Raw genomic sequence first — 15,249 nt, 5'->3', positions numbered from 1 at the left:
GAGATCACGATGGCATTGCAATCATTAGATATCAAAAGACGTTCTGCAACCACGACGCCTTCCCCGAGTGTGCGCGAGCCGCATGCCGGTGGCGAAGTGGCCAAGCTCATTGATGTGACCACCTGTATCGGCTGTAAAGCCTGTCAGGTGGCCTGTTCTGAATGGAACGATTTACGGGCTGAGGTTGGCACCAACGTGGGCGTGTATGACAACCCGACCGACCTGGATGCTCAAGCCTGGACGGTGATGCGGTTTACCGAATATGAAAATGAGGAAACCGGCAACCTGGAGTGGCTGATCCGTAAAGACGGCTGTATGCATTGTTCTGATCCGGGCTGCCTGAAGTCGTGCCCTGCGCCGGGTGCAATCGTGCAGTATACCAATGGCATTGTGGATTTTCATGAAGAAAACTGCATTGGCTGCGGCTACTGTATGACGGGCTGCCCGTTCAATGTGCCGCGCATTTCCAAGAAGGACCACAAGGCGTATAAATGCTCTTTGTGTTCAGACCGCGTGGCTGTGGGGCAGGAACCGGCCTGTGCCAAAACCTGCCCGACCGGGGCGATTCGCTTTGGCACCAAAACGGACATGAAAAAATATGCTGACGAACGAATTACCGATCTGAAAAGCCGGGGCTACGAAAAGGCCGGCTTGTACGACCCTGAGGGCGTTGGCGGTACGCACGTGATGTATGTGCTGCACCATGCCGATAAGCCTTCGCTGTACCATGGCCTGCCTGACCAGCCCAAGATTGATCCGATGGTCAGTTTGTGGAAGGGCGTGACCAAGCCACTGGCGCTGGGTGTGATGGGCATGGCCGCATTGGTCGGTTTCTTCCATTATGTGGTGTTTGGTCCGAACAAAGCGACAGAGCAAGAGGAAAAGGATGCAGAGAATGAAGCCATAGGCCGCCGGATAGCGGCAGGCGAGTCTCCCAGAAAGGAGTTGCATGATGAGCAAGCATAATGAAAAAGCGCGTTTCAGCGAGTTGGATGGCAAGCCCGCAATTGAGCGCTACAGCGCGGGTGCGCGCCTGAATCACTGGGTTGTGGCCATCTGTTTTGTGCTGCTTGCGCTGTCAGGCCTGGCGTTTTTCCACCCGGGCACATTCTGGCTGAGCAACCTGTTTGGCAGCGGTACCTGGGCGCGTATTTTGCATCCGTTTATCGGGGTGCTGATGTTTATCAGTTTCTGCGGCCTGTTTGTGCGGTTTGTCAGCCATAATTTCCTGAGCAAGGATGATATTCACTGGATCATTAACTTCAAGGATGTGATCAGCAATAATGAAGCGAAAATACCGCCAGCCGGGCGCTATAACGCCGGGCAAAAGTTTTTGTTCTGGGCGCTGTTCTGGCTGATGCTGGGTCTGATGGCAACCGGCATTGTGATCTGGCGTTCTTATTTTTCGCATTATTTTTCCGTGGAGCTGATCCGGGCTGCCGTGCTGTTGCATGCGGTGTGCGGTTTTGGCCTGATCTGTACCATCATCATTCACGTGTATGCGGCGATCTGGGTTCAGGGAACGATCAGCGCCATGATCCGTGGCAAGGTCAGCTATGGCTGGGTGAAGCATAATCACCCGGCATGGTATAAAGAAATTGTCGAAGCGGAAAAGGCTGCCGTCAAAAAAGGGTAACAGGCTTTTTTGACACGGCCTATATTGGCCGCTATGGCGGTATTATTGTTTGTTGATGCCGTTGGCTGTGAAAAGCGGCTGGCGGCTTTTTATTTTTGAGTTGGAAGATGAATCAAGCACCTGCGCCTATTGAGTTTCGTGATGGAACAGATATCCGCCGTATCCGGCTGCCACAAGTTCAAACGTTGTTTGCACAGCGCGCTGAGCGGTTAAGGCAGTTGGCTGCGGACAGTGCAATTGCCGACTATATCAGGTTCATGGCTGTGCTGGTTGATGCACAGCACCAGTGCGTGCAGAAAATGCAGGCCGAACTGTCAACGGGGATGCAGAAGCTGCCGTTGATTGAGCCTTCTGCCAAACTCGATCCGCTGTGGCATCAGGTTTTGTTTTGTATATTGGAGAGGTTGGAGCAGCAGGGCAATTTGCTCCCCAGTGTGGTGCAGGTGATCAAAGATCTCAGGAACGCTTCGGCTGATGAACTGGATACCCAGGCGCAGGCCATTTTGGCGCAGTACCCGCGTGTGATTGCCAATGCGCCGTTTATTGCGGCTGCTTTACAGGTGGTATATGCCAGCAAGGCCGCGCAACTGAGTGAACAGTCAGTGCCTTATGCCGATCCGGCCTCTGCATGCCCTGCATGTGGCGGTGCGCCGGTTGTCAGCGTGGTCCGGCTGGGCGAGCAGGGCCAGAACTACCGTTACCTGCACTGCGGAGTTTGCGAAACCGAGTGGCACATGGTGCGTGTGAAGTGTACACATTGTGGCTCGACCAACGGCATTGCTTATGAGCATATTGAAAACGGGCCGGAATATATTCAGGCTGAAACATGTACCGAGTGCCATACCTACAGCAAGGTCATTGATCAGGAGAAAAATGCGCAAACCGAACCGCTGGCTGATGATCTGGGCTCGTTTGCCTTAGATCTGCTGATGTCGCAAACGGAGTTTGCCCGCACCTCTTTCAACCCATTGCTGCCTTTTGCTGCCATTGAAGGGCATGCAGAATAATCCGTGCAGAAGTAAAGCTGTGGCGCTTATAAAAAAGAAAAGCATAAGAGCCCTTAAATAAAGGTCAAGGGCTTTTATGCTGATGAAGTGCCAGAGTGGATGTTGTTCGTTTGTTGCTTGACTGTGTTGTTTCTGGCGACAGCGCTGTTTCTTTATGCGGCAGGAGATGCAGATACCGCGGCAATGTAGCCAACAGAGGCACCAAAACGGTCTTTGTAGTTGGCGCGTATCAGCGGGTCCAGTGTGTCCATTACCTTGGCATGCAGTTTTTCATCCCAGTCGCCGGGGTGTTGGAAGTTGCTCATGATGTAAGCCCAGCCGTTGATGTTGTCAACTGCCTGCAAGCCGGTGGATTCGGCGCCGGCAGGCGTGCTGAGTATGCGCGAGAGCCGGCCGGTATCAACGTTGTACGCCCAGAGGAAGTTGTTGACATGCATTGCGCTGTCTTCACCAATGAACAGGGTGCGGTATTCTTCTGAGAATTTGATGTTGTCCGGGTTGGCGACTTTGTCGGGGTTGGCCAGGTTGCCCAGCGCATCAGGTGTGTCCAGATCTTCTCCGATCAATGCCGCAGGAGCAGACATTGCCACAGGAACCCAGTCACTGCGAATGGTTTGTCCGGAAGTGTCTTTCTGCCCGCTTTCCATTGGCAGCGCATATACGGCGCCGGACTTGGGGCCCTGCACCTGGATATCTCCCGAGCCGTTGAGCATGCTGCTTTGAATATAGGCCATTGCGCTGTAGGCGATTTTGTCGCGTGCATTGACCGTGGTTCCTTCCATTTTGGTGAACCCCATGCTGCCGCCCTTGTAAGCGGCGTAACGGTGGGTTTCCAGGAAGGCGGCCGCTTTTTCCATGCCGGGGTTGATGCGAATCCAGTTGAATTTGCCGTCAAATGGAATTTTGGTGAAGCTGCTGTCCTGCGGGTCGGTGGTGCGGACCTCCATGATGTCGGCAATGGTTAATTTGTCGGCAAGTGCTTCGATCTCCTGACTGCTGGCATGCCCCAGGTTAACCCAGCTCAGGTCTGCTGCACCGGGGCCAACACCCGAAGTCTGGTGCCATTTGGCAACGTACAAGGTTCCGCTGGAAAGGTCGCGTGGCCGGTCTGCAACAAACATGAACAATCCGCCGTTGGTCGCATCATCGCCCATCAGTGCGGTACGTTCGTCGGGCATGACCTGAATCAGTTCGTGCGAAATGCGGCCCATGTTGTAATGTTTAATGACCGTGCCGGAGCCGTCAGGATTGACGATAACTTCAGGAATATGTCCGTAATGGTACGGGTTGGCCTGTGCCGCGTTGCCATACAGGTTCTGGCCGAATGACTGGAACGCCTTGTCATTGGCAATGTTGGCAGCATCCGGCTCATATTCTTCGCTGGACAGGTGTGTGTTCCAAGGTGACAGGCTGGCACCGCAGGGGGTCCATAAACCATGCACGGCAGAGGTGTCCACATGGCTGTACTTGACCAAGGTGAGTTCGCCGCTGTCTGGGTTTTGGTCCAGTGTCAGTACCGCAATGGGGGCGGGCAGATGTTTGTATACATCATTGCCGTTCTGGTCACGTGTGGCGTATTCAAACTGTACCACGGCAAATACCGTGTTGCCTTTGACACCGGCAACCTGCGCATTTGGCAGTGTCAGCAGAGAAGAACCATCCGGGCTGTCGGAATAGAAATGCCGCTCTTTCCCGGGGACGGATGTATCGATGATAGGGCGGTTGTGAATATCGTAATACCCTCCGGCCAGAAGTTGTCCGCCCTGTCCGTCAGGCAGCATATCGCCGGTGGTAAAGAACGGGTGATAAGCCAGTTGATGAGTCTGCTTTTCTCCTGAATGGGTGAGCAGCTCCAATTTGGAGTTGACTGCTGTGGTGGCCATATCGGCTGCATGCGCCAGATCGGGGGCAGCCATTGGAATGAATGAAGCAGAAACGAATGGCATTGCCCGGGCAGAACCTGAAAGGCCTGCCTGGGCCTGCAGCGAGGTAAATAAAGCGGCACTACCTGTGCCAATCATCGGAACCATGGGGATGGTTCCCATCAGTTGCAGTAAGCGGCGGCGTGTTGGTTGTTTGACGTTTTGCATTGTGGGGAACTCCAGATCATTTCATATAGAGAGATAGAAAGAGAAGGTAACTGGAGTGTAGAAAGCGGCTGTGACAAGATGATGACAAACAGAAACCTTCCTGCATCGAATGGCTGTTTGTGGCAGAAAAGGGAGCGAATTTTTGCCAAAATTAAATAAAAGGGTAAAATCCTTTGATCCTGATGTTTGGGTATGGATGTTTTTATCAGTGCCCAGGCATGATTGAAGTGTTCCAATCTCTTGAAGGGTGACAGTCTGCAGTCAATGAAGCCTGCCTCACCATCGGCATGTAACATGTCCGGCTGATGGGGCAGAAGCTTATTTTTTTGTGTATTGTCAGAGGACAGTTTTGTTCTTAACGTTGTTTTATACTAAGGGAAAATCAAACCATGAAAATTAAATTACTTTTCTTATCTATTCTGGCCGCATTTGCATTAGCCGCCTGTGACAATAAGAGCGATTCTTCCACCACAGCCGCAACTTCCACACCTGCTCCGGCTGCAGCGCCTGCTGAACCCGCAGCCGCTCCTGCTGAGCCTGCTGCTCCGGCCGCCGAACCTGCTGCCCCAGCAGAAGAGCCTGCTGCGACTGCAGATTCAACCGGTGTGGCTGAGTGTGATGAATATCTGGAAAAAGTTCTGGCTTGCTATGAACAGCATATTCCTGCTGGTCAGCGTGAAGCCATGGTCAGCGGCCTGGATCAGGTTAAAGCTGGCTGGGCACAGATTGAAGACAAATCTGCTCTGGCAGAAGCATGCAAACAGGCCATGGATGCTGCTAAACAGCAGTTTGGCGCAATGGGCTGCTCATTCTAATTAAAGCCTGTTGGGTTATCCGATGAATCAGGGCCTGTGGGCATTGCATGCCAATAGGCCCTTTTTCTTGGTGAAATGACTGTCAATCTTGGAGCTTTAGGCAAATGAAATATATCCAATGGAGATGGGCCCCTGTTGCTGTGGTGATGGTCATGGCGCTGAGTGCCTGCGACAAGTCTGACGAACAGGCCACAGGTACGTCACCAGGTACACCTGCTGGCGGTGAGACCGGATTTATTTTTCCGGAATGTGAGCAATATTTCACAAAAATGCAGGCATGTGTGAACAGCCAGGTCTCACAGCAAGAGCAGCAACAATTGAACCAGTCTTTACAGCAACTGCAAAGCATGATGGCGCAGGCAGACAATCAGGATCAGCTTAAGGAACAGTGCCAGCAGAGCTTGAACAGCCTGGATGAGCAGATGAAGGCATTGGGCTGCAGCCTGTAGAGAGGCGACCCAGGCTGTAATTTCTAAACGGTCTGGCGGGAAGCCAAAGATGGATGGAAATTCCACTGACGGTAAATAGTGCCTGTGATTTGAGATAAGGTAGAAAAAATGGTTAAAAATTTGAGCCGCTGGCTGTGCCCATTGGCATTGGGAATGTTTGTGGCATTACCTGCCGCGTATGCGCAGAATGCTGCGACGCTGGGGGAGTCTGCCATACAGCCGTCAGGAATCCCTGAGTGTGATTCGTATTTTGTGCAGATCGAAGCGTGTATCAAAACGCAGATACCAGCCAGCGAATATGCGGAGCTGGTTGCCGGGCTGAATGAAGCCAGCCGTGCATTTGCAGCCGCGCCGGACAAGTCGGTTGTGGCCCAGCAATGCACACAGGCTTTGCAGCAGGCCAAAGATGAATATGCGGCAAAGGGCTGTACTTTTAACTGATACCGCATCAGCCACAGTACAAGCGATTTTTTGGTCGCAAGATGCAGCAAGAGAAAAGGCATGGATTTGACTCCATGCCTTTTTGTATTGATGCGCTCAGAAACTATGAAGTGACGCTCCAGAGCACCCCAATGAGCAGGTAGCAAAGCCCGGTTACCACGACAATGCCAACCATGTTCAGGAAAAAGCCGGCTTTGATCATGGAGGATATTTTCATTCTGCCGGTACCAAACACAATCGCGTTAGGTGGTGTGGCCACCGGCATCATGAACGCACAACTTGCAGCAATGGCTGTTGGAATGGCCAATAATGTCGGGGACATGCCCTGAGCCACAGCTAGCGCGCCCATCAGCGGCAGGAAGGTTGCTGCAGTGGCGGTGTTGGACGTGACTTCTGTGAGGAACATGATCACGGTAACGACCAGAATCATGATCATCAGTGTGGACATGCCACCGGCAATGCCGCCGACGTTGGTGGCAATCCAGGTCGCCAGGCCGCTGGAACCAATGGCTGCAGCCATGGACAGGCCGCCGCCAAACAGCAGCAATACCCCCCAGGGCAGTCGATTGGCTGATTTCCAGTCCATCAAAAACACGCGGTGTTTCAGATTGGCCGGGATCAGGAACAGCGCCAGTGCAGCAGCAATGGCAATGGTGGTGTCGTTTGCACCCGGAACATATTTTTTCAAAATGGGCTGAAAAATCCAGCACAGTGAGGTGACCAGGAAAACGAGTCCAACCAGTTTTTCGCCCAGCGTAATGGGGCCCATTTCCTTGAGTTCCTTGCGCAGAACTTCTTGTGAACCACCACCGGTGATGCGGAAGTTTTTGCGTGTGAGCCACCACCAGGCCACTATCAGCATGATGAGGCTCACAGGAACGCCCAGCGCCATCCAGGTGCCAAATCCAATCTGAATCTGGTAGTTCTCATTCAGAAAACCTGCCAGCAACGCATTGGGAGGAGTGCCGATCAAGGTGGCGATACCACCGATACTGGCTGCATAGGCAATACCCAGGAGCAAGGCGGTAGCAAAACGTTCTTTTTCCCCTTTGTCATCCTTGTCGCTGGTGAGCATGTCGACAATTGACAGGCCAATCGGCAGCATCATGATGGCGGTTGCGGTATTGCTGACCCACATGCTGATAAAAGCCGTAGCGATCATGAACCCGGCAACCTGTGCTTTGGGTCCGCTGCCCACAGCCAACAGCGTGACCAGTGCAATGCGTTTGTGCAGGTTCCAGCGCTCCAGCGCCAGGCCGATGATGAACCCGCCCATGAACAGGAAAATGGTCGAGTTGGCATAAGGCGAGGTGGCCTTGCCTAAAGAGTCAATGCCCAGCAGTGGAATCAGCAGAATGGGCAGCAGTGATGTGGCCGGAATGGGTATGGCTTCCGTTGCCCACCAGACGGCCATTAACAATGTCATGCCCACGGTATACCAGGCGGCTTGCGACATGTCTCCCGGGGGCGGTGTCACAATGCATATCAGTAAAAGAAGTGGCCCCAGAAAAAAGCCGACCCATGCTGCCAAATTCATGTGGCGTGCTGAAGGTTCTTGTGTAGTAGTCATAAGCAGTTACCTAAAATACAAACTAAATAAAATCCCAGTCTGCGACTTTAAGGAAGAAAGAGAATTTTTCATCTAAGGGATTACCCTCGTCAACTTTTTGGAAACGACTGCCAATTAGTTTAAAAATTTATGCTAACTAATTGAAATAAAATAAATTAATTTAAGTGATTGGTTTTGGTAAGTTGATTTCAAAAATTTTTGCATGCGCTTAAATATGCAGCATGCTCACAAGAAAAAATGAATTCGTTCTTATCGAGCGAGATTTGCATTTTGGATGATGAGACCCCAAATAAGACAGCAATGGGTCCGTTGCTGCGTTACCTGCTGGAGGAAAAGGGTTGTCCAATGCGAAGCGTAAAATGCAGAATGATCGCTTTGCATCAAGGTGCCAGAAACGGTGATTGTTAAACTGGTATGCTGACCTGCCGTTGGGTGAATGATGTCTGAAATTGTAGAAGTCAAACTGCCGAAAACACCGCCTTGCTGGGATACCTGCGGCAACTGCGCGACCGATGAGCTGACGGTTGCAGAGGTGCTGGTGAGCCCCGGCCAGGAGGTAAAGCATGGTGATGCGCTGATGGTGCTTGAGACCAATAAGGTGGGGTTGGAAATTCCTTCACCCGAAAGTGGTACGGTGCTTGAAGTATTGGTTCAGGACGGTGATCTGCTGGACCCTGAGCAGGTGATCGTGCGCATAGAGGTGCAATGAGCGCGTGTATGCGCCTGCGCAGTACCTTGAAGGTACTGCGGCTTTCCGTGTTGTTGATTGCAGGTTTGGCTTTAGCCGCTGATGTGCGCTTTTTGAAGATGCGCTGCAATGATGGTCAGTCGTTGGACCGGGTTGGATGTTTGCAGTAATTCGAGCCGTTGTGCTGTATCCAGCGGTAACAGCTCTGCCCAACGGTTGGCGACCCAGCCGGCATCGGCAAACTGGTAAGGTTGGGTGAAATTGTTTTTGCCCTGAACGATCAGCGCCGTTGTGATTTGCTGCAGCGTATCGCTGCAATGCTGTAAGGGTGCGGGGATGGATTCCGGCAAGTCGGGGGCAATGAGCGTGGCATCCTGCGCAATCCACAGCCCGTTAGGCCCGGTTTTTAAGGATGCATAGCTGAAGCGCTGCGTTCCCAGGCATTGAAGATGCAGCACCTGGTTTTTATCTGCCTCGGTTGCGGTAATAACGGCCAGGGTTCCCATGGGGGACAGGCGGGGTGTTTCATTGGCAACGCGCACCTCATGGCCTTCTTCCAAAGTGACCACTCCAAACGGGGCCTGGGTTTTCAGGCAGGCGCTGACCAGGTCCAGGTAGCGGGCCTCAAAAACCTGCAGCGCCAGTTGCCCCTGGGGAAATAATACATATTTCAAAGGGAACAAGGGCAGGGTGATGGTTGCAGCAGATTCTGAAGGGGTCATGTCAGTCCAGTAACGGGTCAATAAGGCAATATATAAGTGGTTATCTTAACGGATTGCCGGGCAATGGCTGTGGAGATACCGTGAAGATACCGGAATCAGGCATCAATTTCACGGTGCCGGATAATGGTCGGATGGTCTTTGCCAAAGTGTTGTGCCAGTTTTTCCACAAAGTAGACGGAGCGGTGTTGTCCGCCGGTGCAGCCGATGGCAACCGTCAGGTAGCTGCGGTGGTCATTGATAAAAGCAGGCAGCCATTCCTGCAGAAAGTGTGTCAGTTGTGCAAGCATCTGGTTAACGGCGTCGGATTGTTCCAGCCATTGCTGGATGGCCTGGTCCTTGCCGTTCAGCGGGCGCAGTTCTGCTACGTAATAAGGGTTGGGGAGAATGCGCACATCAAACACATAATCGGCGTCGACCGGAATCCCCCGTTTGAACGCAAATGATTCAAATACCAGTGTCAGGTTGCTTTTAGGGGTTTCGACCACCGTTTTAACCCAGCTTTGCAGCTGGGAAGGGCGCAGCAGGCTGGTGTCAATGCTGGAGCCAAGCGATTTCAGCTCAGCCAGCAGTTCCCGCTCCTGTGAAATGGCTTCTGCCAGTGCCTGGTGGCGGTCGCCGGATGATGCATCGGCGCTCAGGGTGGACAGCGGATGGCGACGACGCGTTTCGGAAAACCGCCGGACCAGCGATTCGTCACTGGCGTCCAGATACAGCAGTTTCACGTCAATGGCGGCACCTTCCAGCCCGCGCAGAATCTGCGGCAGTAGCGGCAATGAAGCGGCGCTGCGCCCATCCACTGCAATGGCGACATGGCGCCTTCTTTGCTGTTGCTGCATTTGCAGGGTTTGCAGCAGTTGCACAATCAGTTCCGGCGGCAGGTTGTCCACACAGAAATAGCCGGTATCTTCCAGCGCGCGCAAAGCCACTGATTTGCCCGCGCCGGACATGCCGGTAATGAGAACCAGGTTCAGCGGGGGATAGGTATCCGCTGAGGTTGTCGCAGTGGTGGCAGAAGATGGCATGTGTTGCTCCTGGTGTTATGGATGTGCAGCGGCTCAGTCAGCGTGTGCCTGTATGGGCGGCATGCAGCATTTCCTGTGCATGTGCCAGACCTGCCTGAGAGGTGGCATCGCCTCCCAGCATGCGCGCAATTTCAGTGACCCGGTTGCTTTCGTTGACCGGCGTAATCTGGCTGGTGGTGGTTTTGCCTGAAGTCTGTTTGCTGACAACCCAGTGGTGGTGTGCGCTGGCGGCTACTTGCGGCAAGTGCGTTACGGCCAGCACCTGGCGTTCTTTGCCCAGTTGCTGCATCAGCAGTCCGACCGTTTGAGCAACGCTGCCGCCAATGCCGGAATCAATTTCGTCAAAAATCAGGGTGGGGGTATGCCCCAGTTGACTGGTGGTGACGGCAATCGCCAGTGCCAGGCGGGACAGTTCACCGCCGGAAGCGACCTTATTGACAGGCCTGGGTGTGGAGCCGGTATGCCCGGCAACCAGAAATTCAATGTGGTCAATGCCGCTGGCCTGGGGTTGTGGCAGGGGGGTAATGGCGACTTCAAAACGGCCTCCGGCCATGCCCAGGCCCTGCATGGCAGCTGTAATGGCTTTGGAGAGTTTGGGCGCGGCCTGCTGGCGCTGTGCAGAAACATGCTGCGCGGCAACCAGCCAGGTTTTTTTGGCTTGTTCAGCCGCTTTTTCCAGTGCAGCAATGTCCGAGCTGGCTTCCAGTTCTGCAAGCTCGTGCTGCCAGCTTTGCAGCAATGCGGGTAGTTCCTGCGGCTGGCGCCGGTAACGGCGCGCTAAAGAAAGCCAGCTGGCAATGCGCTGGTCCAGTTCTTCCAGGCGTTGCGGGTCCAGATCGGTGTGGCGCAGCCAGGTATTCAGGCTGTGATGGGCATCTTCGACCAGTGCCTGTGCATCTTGAACCACTTTTAATATGTCTGCCAGTTGCGGGTCAAGGGTGGCGGCTTTTTGCAAAGCGATAATGGCCTGCCCCAGTCTGTCGCTGGCACTGTCTCCCTCTTCACTGAGTGCACTGCAGGAGGTTTGCGCGGCATCCAGCAGCATCTGGGCATGGGATAGCCGCTCGTGCTCTGTATTGAGTTCTTCCCATTCATTTTCGCGCGGGGCCAGTTTGCTGACTTCCTCAATCTGCCAGTTCAGGCGTTCGCGTTCGCGATCCGCGTGCAGCGCTTTGTCCTGCGCTGATCGCAGGCGGTTTTCAGCCTGTTGCCATTGCTGCCATAAGGGCAGCAGGGCGCTGCTGTCAATCAGCCCGTAAGCATCGAGCAACTCGCGCACACGCTCTGGTTTGGTCAGGCTTTGCCAGGCGTGCTGGCCGTGAATGTCAACCAGAAACTCCCCCAGTTCGCGCAGTTGACCGATGGTGGCCGGACTGCCGTTGATCCAGGCCCGGCTTTTGCCCTGGCTGTCAATGGTGCGGCGCAGCAGCAGTTGGTCTTCTTCCTGGTCAAAGCCGGCGTCTGCCAGCCAGTGTTTGATGCCAGCTATTTCGGGCATGTTGAAAGCCACGCTGATTTCTGCGCGGGTTTGTCCCTCGCGTACAACACCGGCGTCACTGCGCCCACCCAGTGCGAGCTGTAATGCGTCGATCAGAATGGATTTGCCTGCACCTGTTTCGCCGGTGAGCACGGTAAAACCGGCGTGCAAATCCAGCTCAAGTTCGTCTACCAGGACAAAGTCGCGCAAAATCAGTTGACGCAGCATGAATAATTTCCGTCACAAACAGGGGCAAAAAACACGATAAGTGCCATTGTAATGAAAAGCACAAACTCTGTTGATGCTGTTGTGATGGCCAAAATGGGTTAACGGGTTGGGCTTTAGTTGTTGCCGGCATACCAGCGCAGTTTGTTGCGCAGGGTTTCGTAGTAGCTCCAGTCCAGTGGGTGCAAAAAGCGCACTCTCTGGTCGGCTGCGGTGAGTATGACCTGGTCGCCCAACTGCAGGTTGGCAAGCGATTGCGTGTCAAAAGTGGCGCTGGACTCGCGCCCGGCCACAAGTTCGAGCGTGACAATGCCGTCATCAGGCAGTACGATGGGGCGGTTGGACAGTGTATGTGGTGCAATGGGTGCCAGTATCCAGCCCTGAATGCCGGGGTAGAGAATCGGCCCACCGACAGAAAGGGCATACGCGGTGGAGCCGGTGGGGGTGGAGACGATGACGCCGTCGGCCCACAGGTTGGTGACAAAATGGTCATTGACTTCAACGCTGACATCCACCATGCCGCTGGTGCTGCCACGGTTGATGACCACTTCATTGAGTGCCAGCGCGGAAAAAATGGGTTCTCCCTGACGCCAGACCTGTGCGGAAATCATGGAGCGTTTGTCTTCGGTGTAGTTGCCGGAAAGAATCTGGCGCAGCGCTTCTTCATAGGCGCTGGGTGAAATGTCGGTGATAAAACCGAGCCGACCTTTGTTGATGCCCACCAGCGGCATGTTGTATGCAGCCAGGCTGCGGGCCACGCCCAGCATGGTGCCGTCGCCGCCGACCACAATCACCAGATCGCATTGCGGACCGATCTGTTCCATGGAAAGAGAGGGGAATTTTTTTTCCAATCCCGCATCTATAGCACTTTGCGCTTCGATAACCACATGAGCGCCCAGGCCGGTGACGAGCTGGGCAATAGAGGCCAGCAGTTCACGGCTGCTTTGTGACTGGTATTTACCAACCAGAGCAATGTGTTGAAAGTGTGTTTCCATGGTGTACTTATTACATCATATCTGATCTGGGTTATGCTAGCGGGAGTTTTGAGTTTTGTCGAATACAATGAGAGGTTAGGTCGGGCATATGTCCCAGGACTTCTACAGGTGAGAGATGCAGTTTCCTTATGAGCTTCAGTTAGGCTGGCGTTATACCCGTGCCGGGCGTGCCAGTGGTCGCAATGGCTTTATTTCTTTTATTTCGGGCGTGTCGATGCTGGGCATTGCGCTGGGGGTGGCCACACTGATCATTGTGCTCAGCGTGATGAACGGCTTCCAGAAAGATGTGCGCGACCGCATGCTCAGCGCGTTGCCGGCAGTCAAAGTCATGAGCCTGCAAGGGGAAGGGATCCCGAACTGGGAGCAGTTTGTCACCGCCATCAAGCAGGTGCCTGAAGTGCTGGCGGTATCGCCGCTGGTGCAGGAGCAGGTGCTGTTGACCAACGGCGATGAAATGATTGGCGCCATTGTCAGCGGCATTGACCCGCAGCAGGAAGCGCATATCACCGAAGTAGCGGCACAGCTTCACCAGCGGGGTGATCTGCAAAAACTGGCTCCGGGCAGTTTTGGCATTATTCTGGGCGATGTGCTGGCCAGACAACTGCGGGTACAGGTGGGCGGGCAGGTCACCATTGTGGCCCCTACCGGGCAGATGACGCCGGCTGGTGTGATGCCCAGGCTCAAGCAGATGACGGTGGTGGGCATTTTCAGCTCCGGCCATTACCAGTATGACGCTGGTATGGTGATGATCAATATTGAGGATGCGCAGCGCCTGTTCCGTGTCGATGGGCCGACAGGCATCCGGGTGGAAATCAGCGACATGCAGCGGGCGCAGCAGGTCAATCAGGCAATCCGGCAACGTTTGGGGCAGCCCGATATGGCGCAGGCGGTAAAGGATTCCAGAGGGCTGTATGTGACGGACTGGACGCGCGAAAATCAGGAGTGGTTCAAGGCGGTGCAGGTCGAGCGGCGCATGCTGTTCATTATTTTGACGCTGATTGTGGCGGTGGCGGCGTTTAACCTGGTATCCACGCTGGTGATGACGGTAACCGATAAGCGGGCCGATATCGCCATTTTGCGCACGCTGGGCGCGCGGCCGGCTTCTATCATGAGCATTTTCATGGTGCAGGGGGCAACCGTCGGGGTGCTCGGCACTTTCCTGGGCGTTGGTTTTGGCACGCTGATCGCCTACTATGTCGGCCCGATTGTGGGCTTTATTGAGGCGCTGTTCGGCGTGCGTTTTATTGATGGCGGGGTTTATTTCCTGAACTATCTGCCCAGCGACCCGCGCCTGTCGGATATTTTGACGATTACCGCCATTTCTTTGGCGCTGGCTTTTGTGGCAACCATCTATCCGAGCTGGCGGGCGTCACGCGTGAACCCGGCGGAGGCACTGCGTTATGAATAACGATTTGATGACACCTGTCACCGTATTGCAGGCGCAGAACCTGAGCAAGCGTTTTGTGGAAGGCAGTGGTGCCGGACGCATTGACGTCACTGTGCTTAGCGGTGTAGACCTGACGGTGAACAGGGGCGAAACGCTGGCGATTGTAGGGGCGTCAGGGTCCGGCAAAAGTACGCTGCTGCATTTGCTGGGCGGGCTGGATAAGCCCACCACGGGGCAGATCAGCCTGATGGGGCGCCCGTACACCAGCATGTCGGTGGCCCAGCAGGGCGTATGGCGGAACCGGTATATGGGGTTTGTCTATCAGTTTCACCATTTGTTGCCGGAGTTGACCGCACTGGACAACGTGGCAATGCCGCTGCGAATCCGGCGGATGACGACAGAAGCTGCCCGCGCGCAGGCGCTCGAGGTGCTGGAGCGTGTCGGACTGAAGCAGCGCGCGCAGCACCGCCCGTCTGAACTCTCCGGTGGGGAGCGGCAGCGCGTTGCGATTGCACGCTCTTTGGTGACTGGCCCGGCCTGTGTTCTGGCTGATGAGCCTACCGGCAACCTTGACAGGAACACCGCAGATATTGTGTTTAACCTGATGCTGGAAATGGCGCAGGAAAAGGGCACGGCATTTGTTGTTGTGACGCACGATGAGGCGCTGGCCGAGCGATGCGGGCAGGTGGTTCGTCTGGATCAGGGGCAGTTTAGCGCAACGTAAC

The 15,249-nt window shown here is 54.4% G+C and carries 15 protein-coding genes; 9 read left to right on the top strand and 6 right to left on the bottom strand.

All coding sequences use genetic code 11. The features are described 5' to 3' along the window. Positions 1-9: 9 nt before the first annotated feature. The 3 genes from fdxH (at position 10) to fdhE (ending at position 2,643) form a co-directional block, all read left to right on the top strand. On the top strand, positions 10-966 hold the full coding sequence (fdxH, locus tag AACY98_RS06400; RefSeq protein WP_126981090.1) for a formate dehydrogenase subunit beta: 957 nt from the start codon (positions 10-12) through the stop codon (positions 964-966). Then, positions 953-1,636, top strand: coding sequence for a formate dehydrogenase subunit gamma (locus AACY98_RS06395; RefSeq protein WP_339803097.1), 684 nt, complete (start codon positions 953-955; stop codon positions 1,634-1,636). Before fdxH ends, AACY98_RS06395 begins: the two co-directional genes overlap by 14 nt. A 107-nt stretch (positions 1,637-1,743) precedes the next feature. Then, the gene (fdhE, locus tag AACY98_RS06390; protein ID WP_339803014.1) at positions 1,744-2,643 is read left to right on the top strand and encodes a formate dehydrogenase accessory protein FdhE; all 900 of its coding nucleotides are present in this window, start codon (positions 1,744-1,746) and stop codon (positions 2,641-2,643) included. A 152-nt stretch (positions 2,644-2,795) separates the two neighbouring features. Here fdhE and AACY98_RS06385 read toward each other — a convergent pair whose 3' ends face one another. Beyond that, positions 2,796-4,733 (bottom strand): PhoX family protein, encoded by a 1,938-nt coding sequence (locus tag AACY98_RS06385; protein WP_339803011.1) that lies wholly within the window; start codon positions 4,731-4,733, stop codon positions 2,796-2,798. A 389-nt stretch (positions 4,734-5,122) separates the two neighbouring features. Between AACY98_RS06385 and AACY98_RS06380 the strand changes: the two genes are divergently transcribed. From AACY98_RS06380 to AACY98_RS06370, 3 genes are all read left to right on the top strand, one after another. Then, a complete protein-coding gene (locus AACY98_RS06380) occupies positions 5,123-5,548 on the top strand; it encodes a hypothetical protein (protein WP_339803009.1) in 426 nt (141 codons plus the stop codon). A gap of 104 nt (positions 5,549-5,652) precedes the next feature. After that, positions 5,653-5,997: a hypothetical protein gene (locus tag AACY98_RS06375; protein WP_339803006.1), complete on the top strand. Its 345-nt coding sequence runs from the start codon at positions 5,653-5,655 to the stop codon at positions 5,995-5,997. 108 nt (positions 5,998-6,105) lie between these two features. After that, positions 6,106-6,438: a hypothetical protein gene (locus tag AACY98_RS06370; protein ID WP_339803003.1), complete on the top strand. Its 333-nt coding sequence runs from the start codon at positions 6,106-6,108 to the stop codon at positions 6,436-6,438. A 103-nt stretch (positions 6,439-6,541) separates the two neighbouring features. On the opposite strand, the gene AACY98_RS06365 is transcribed toward AACY98_RS06370, so the two are convergent. Next, positions 6,542-8,008, bottom strand: a complete 1,467-nt coding sequence (locus AACY98_RS06365; protein ID WP_339803001.1) for an SLC13 family permease — start codon at positions 8,006-8,008, stop codon at positions 6,542-6,544. Between the two features lie 436 nt (positions 8,009-8,444). Between AACY98_RS06365 and AACY98_RS06360 the strand changes: the two genes are divergently transcribed. After that, on the top strand, positions 8,445-8,717 hold the full coding sequence (locus AACY98_RS06360) for a biotin/lipoyl-containing protein (RefSeq protein WP_204250918.1): 273 nt from the start codon (positions 8,445-8,447) through the stop codon (positions 8,715-8,717). A gap of 71 nt (positions 8,718-8,788) precedes the next feature. Here AACY98_RS06360 and AACY98_RS06355 read toward each other — a convergent pair whose 3' ends face one another. The 4 genes from AACY98_RS06355 to AACY98_RS06340 form a co-directional block, all read right to left on the bottom strand. Further along, positions 8,789-9,418, bottom strand: a complete 630-nt coding sequence (locus AACY98_RS06355) for an LON peptidase substrate-binding domain-containing protein (protein ID WP_339802998.1) — start codon at positions 9,416-9,418, stop codon at positions 8,789-8,791. Between the two features lie 95 nt (positions 9,419-9,513). Continuing rightward, the gene (rapZ, locus tag AACY98_RS06350; protein ID WP_339802996.1) at positions 9,514-10,440 is read right to left on the bottom strand and encodes an RNase adapter RapZ; all 927 of its coding nucleotides are present in this window, start codon (positions 10,438-10,440) and stop codon (positions 9,514-9,516) included. Positions 10,441-10,477: 37 nt separating this feature from the next. Then, entirely contained in the window at positions 10,478-12,145 is a 1,668-nt protein-coding gene (gene recN / locus AACY98_RS06345) for a DNA repair protein RecN (RefSeq protein ID WP_339802994.1), read from the bottom strand. Positions 12,146-12,258: 113 nt separating this feature from the next. After that, positions 12,259-13,137, bottom strand: a complete 879-nt coding sequence (locus AACY98_RS06340; RefSeq protein WP_126981081.1) for an NAD kinase — start codon at positions 13,135-13,137, stop codon at positions 12,259-12,261. Positions 13,138-13,252: 115 nt separating this feature from the next. Here AACY98_RS06340 and AACY98_RS06335 point away from each other — a divergent pair, with 115 nt between their 5' ends. Both AACY98_RS06335 and AACY98_RS06330 read left to right on the top strand, forming a co-directional pair. Beyond that, complete coding sequence (locus tag AACY98_RS06335; protein ID WP_126981080.1) at positions 13,253-14,545, top strand: lipoprotein-releasing ABC transporter permease subunit; 1,293 nt, start codon at positions 13,253-13,255, stop codon at positions 14,543-14,545. Next, positions 14,538-15,248 (top strand): ABC transporter ATP-binding protein, encoded by a 711-nt coding sequence (locus AACY98_RS06330; protein ID WP_239442563.1) that lies wholly within the window; start codon positions 14,538-14,540, stop codon positions 15,246-15,248. Before AACY98_RS06335 ends, AACY98_RS06330 begins: the two co-directional genes overlap by 8 nt. Position 15,249: the final 1 nt, after the last annotated feature.

Source organism: Saezia sanguinis (assembly GCF_963921665.1).
GTDB lineage: Bacteria > Pseudomonadota > Gammaproteobacteria > Burkholderiales > Burkholderiaceae_C > Saezia > Saezia sanguinis.
The sequence above is the reverse complement of the archived record's forward strand: the minus strand, read 5'-3'. Positions and strand labels throughout refer to the sequence as shown.

Excerpts from the sequence above, each read along its gene's own strand:
- fdxH (WP_126981090.1), top strand. The coding sequence starts at position 10 with ATGGCATTGCAATCATTAGATATCAAAAGACGTTCTGCAACCACGACG.
- AACY98_RS06395 (WP_339803097.1), top strand. The coding sequence starts at position 953 with ATGAGCAAGCATAATGAAAAAGCGCGTTTCAGCGAGTTGGATGGCAAG.
- fdhE (WP_339803014.1), top strand. The coding sequence starts at position 1,744 with ATGAATCAAGCACCTGCGCCTATTGAGTTTCGTGATGGAACAGATATC.
- AACY98_RS06385 (WP_339803011.1), bottom strand. The coding sequence starts at position 4,733 with ATGCAAAACGTCAAACAACCAACACGCCGCCGCTTACTGCAACTGATG.
- AACY98_RS06380 (WP_339803009.1), top strand. The coding sequence starts at position 5,123 with ATGAAAATTAAATTACTTTTCTTATCTATTCTGGCCGCATTTGCATTA.
- AACY98_RS06375 (WP_339803006.1), top strand. The coding sequence starts at position 5,653 with ATGAAATATATCCAATGGAGATGGGCCCCTGTTGCTGTGGTGATGGTC.
- AACY98_RS06370 (WP_339803003.1), top strand. The coding sequence starts at position 6,106 with ATGGTTAAAAATTTGAGCCGCTGGCTGTGCCCATTGGCATTGGGAATG.
- AACY98_RS06365 (WP_339803001.1), bottom strand. The coding sequence starts at position 8,008 with ATGACTACTACACAAGAACCTTCAGCACGCCACATGAATTTGGCAGCA.
- AACY98_RS06360 (WP_204250918.1), top strand. The coding sequence starts at position 8,445 with ATGATGTCTGAAATTGTAGAAGTCAAACTGCCGAAAACACCGCCTTGC.
- AACY98_RS06355 (WP_339802998.1), bottom strand. The coding sequence starts at position 9,418 with ATGACCCCTTCAGAATCTGCTGCAACCATCACCCTGCCCTTGTTCCCT.
- rapZ (WP_339802996.1), bottom strand. The coding sequence starts at position 10,440 with ATGCCATCTTCTGCCACCACTGCGACAACCTCAGCGGATACCTATCCC.
- recN (WP_339802994.1), bottom strand. The coding sequence starts at position 12,145 with ATGCTGCGTCAACTGATTTTGCGCGACTTTGTCCTGGTAGACGAACTT.
- AACY98_RS06340 (WP_126981081.1), bottom strand. The coding sequence starts at position 13,137 with ATGGAAACACACTTTCAACACATTGCTCTGGTTGGTAAATACCAGTCA.
- AACY98_RS06335 (WP_126981080.1), top strand. The coding sequence starts at position 13,253 with ATGCAGTTTCCTTATGAGCTTCAGTTAGGCTGGCGTTATACCCGTGCC.
- AACY98_RS06330 (WP_239442563.1), top strand. The coding sequence starts at position 14,538 with ATGAATAACGATTTGATGACACCTGTCACCGTATTGCAGGCGCAGAAC.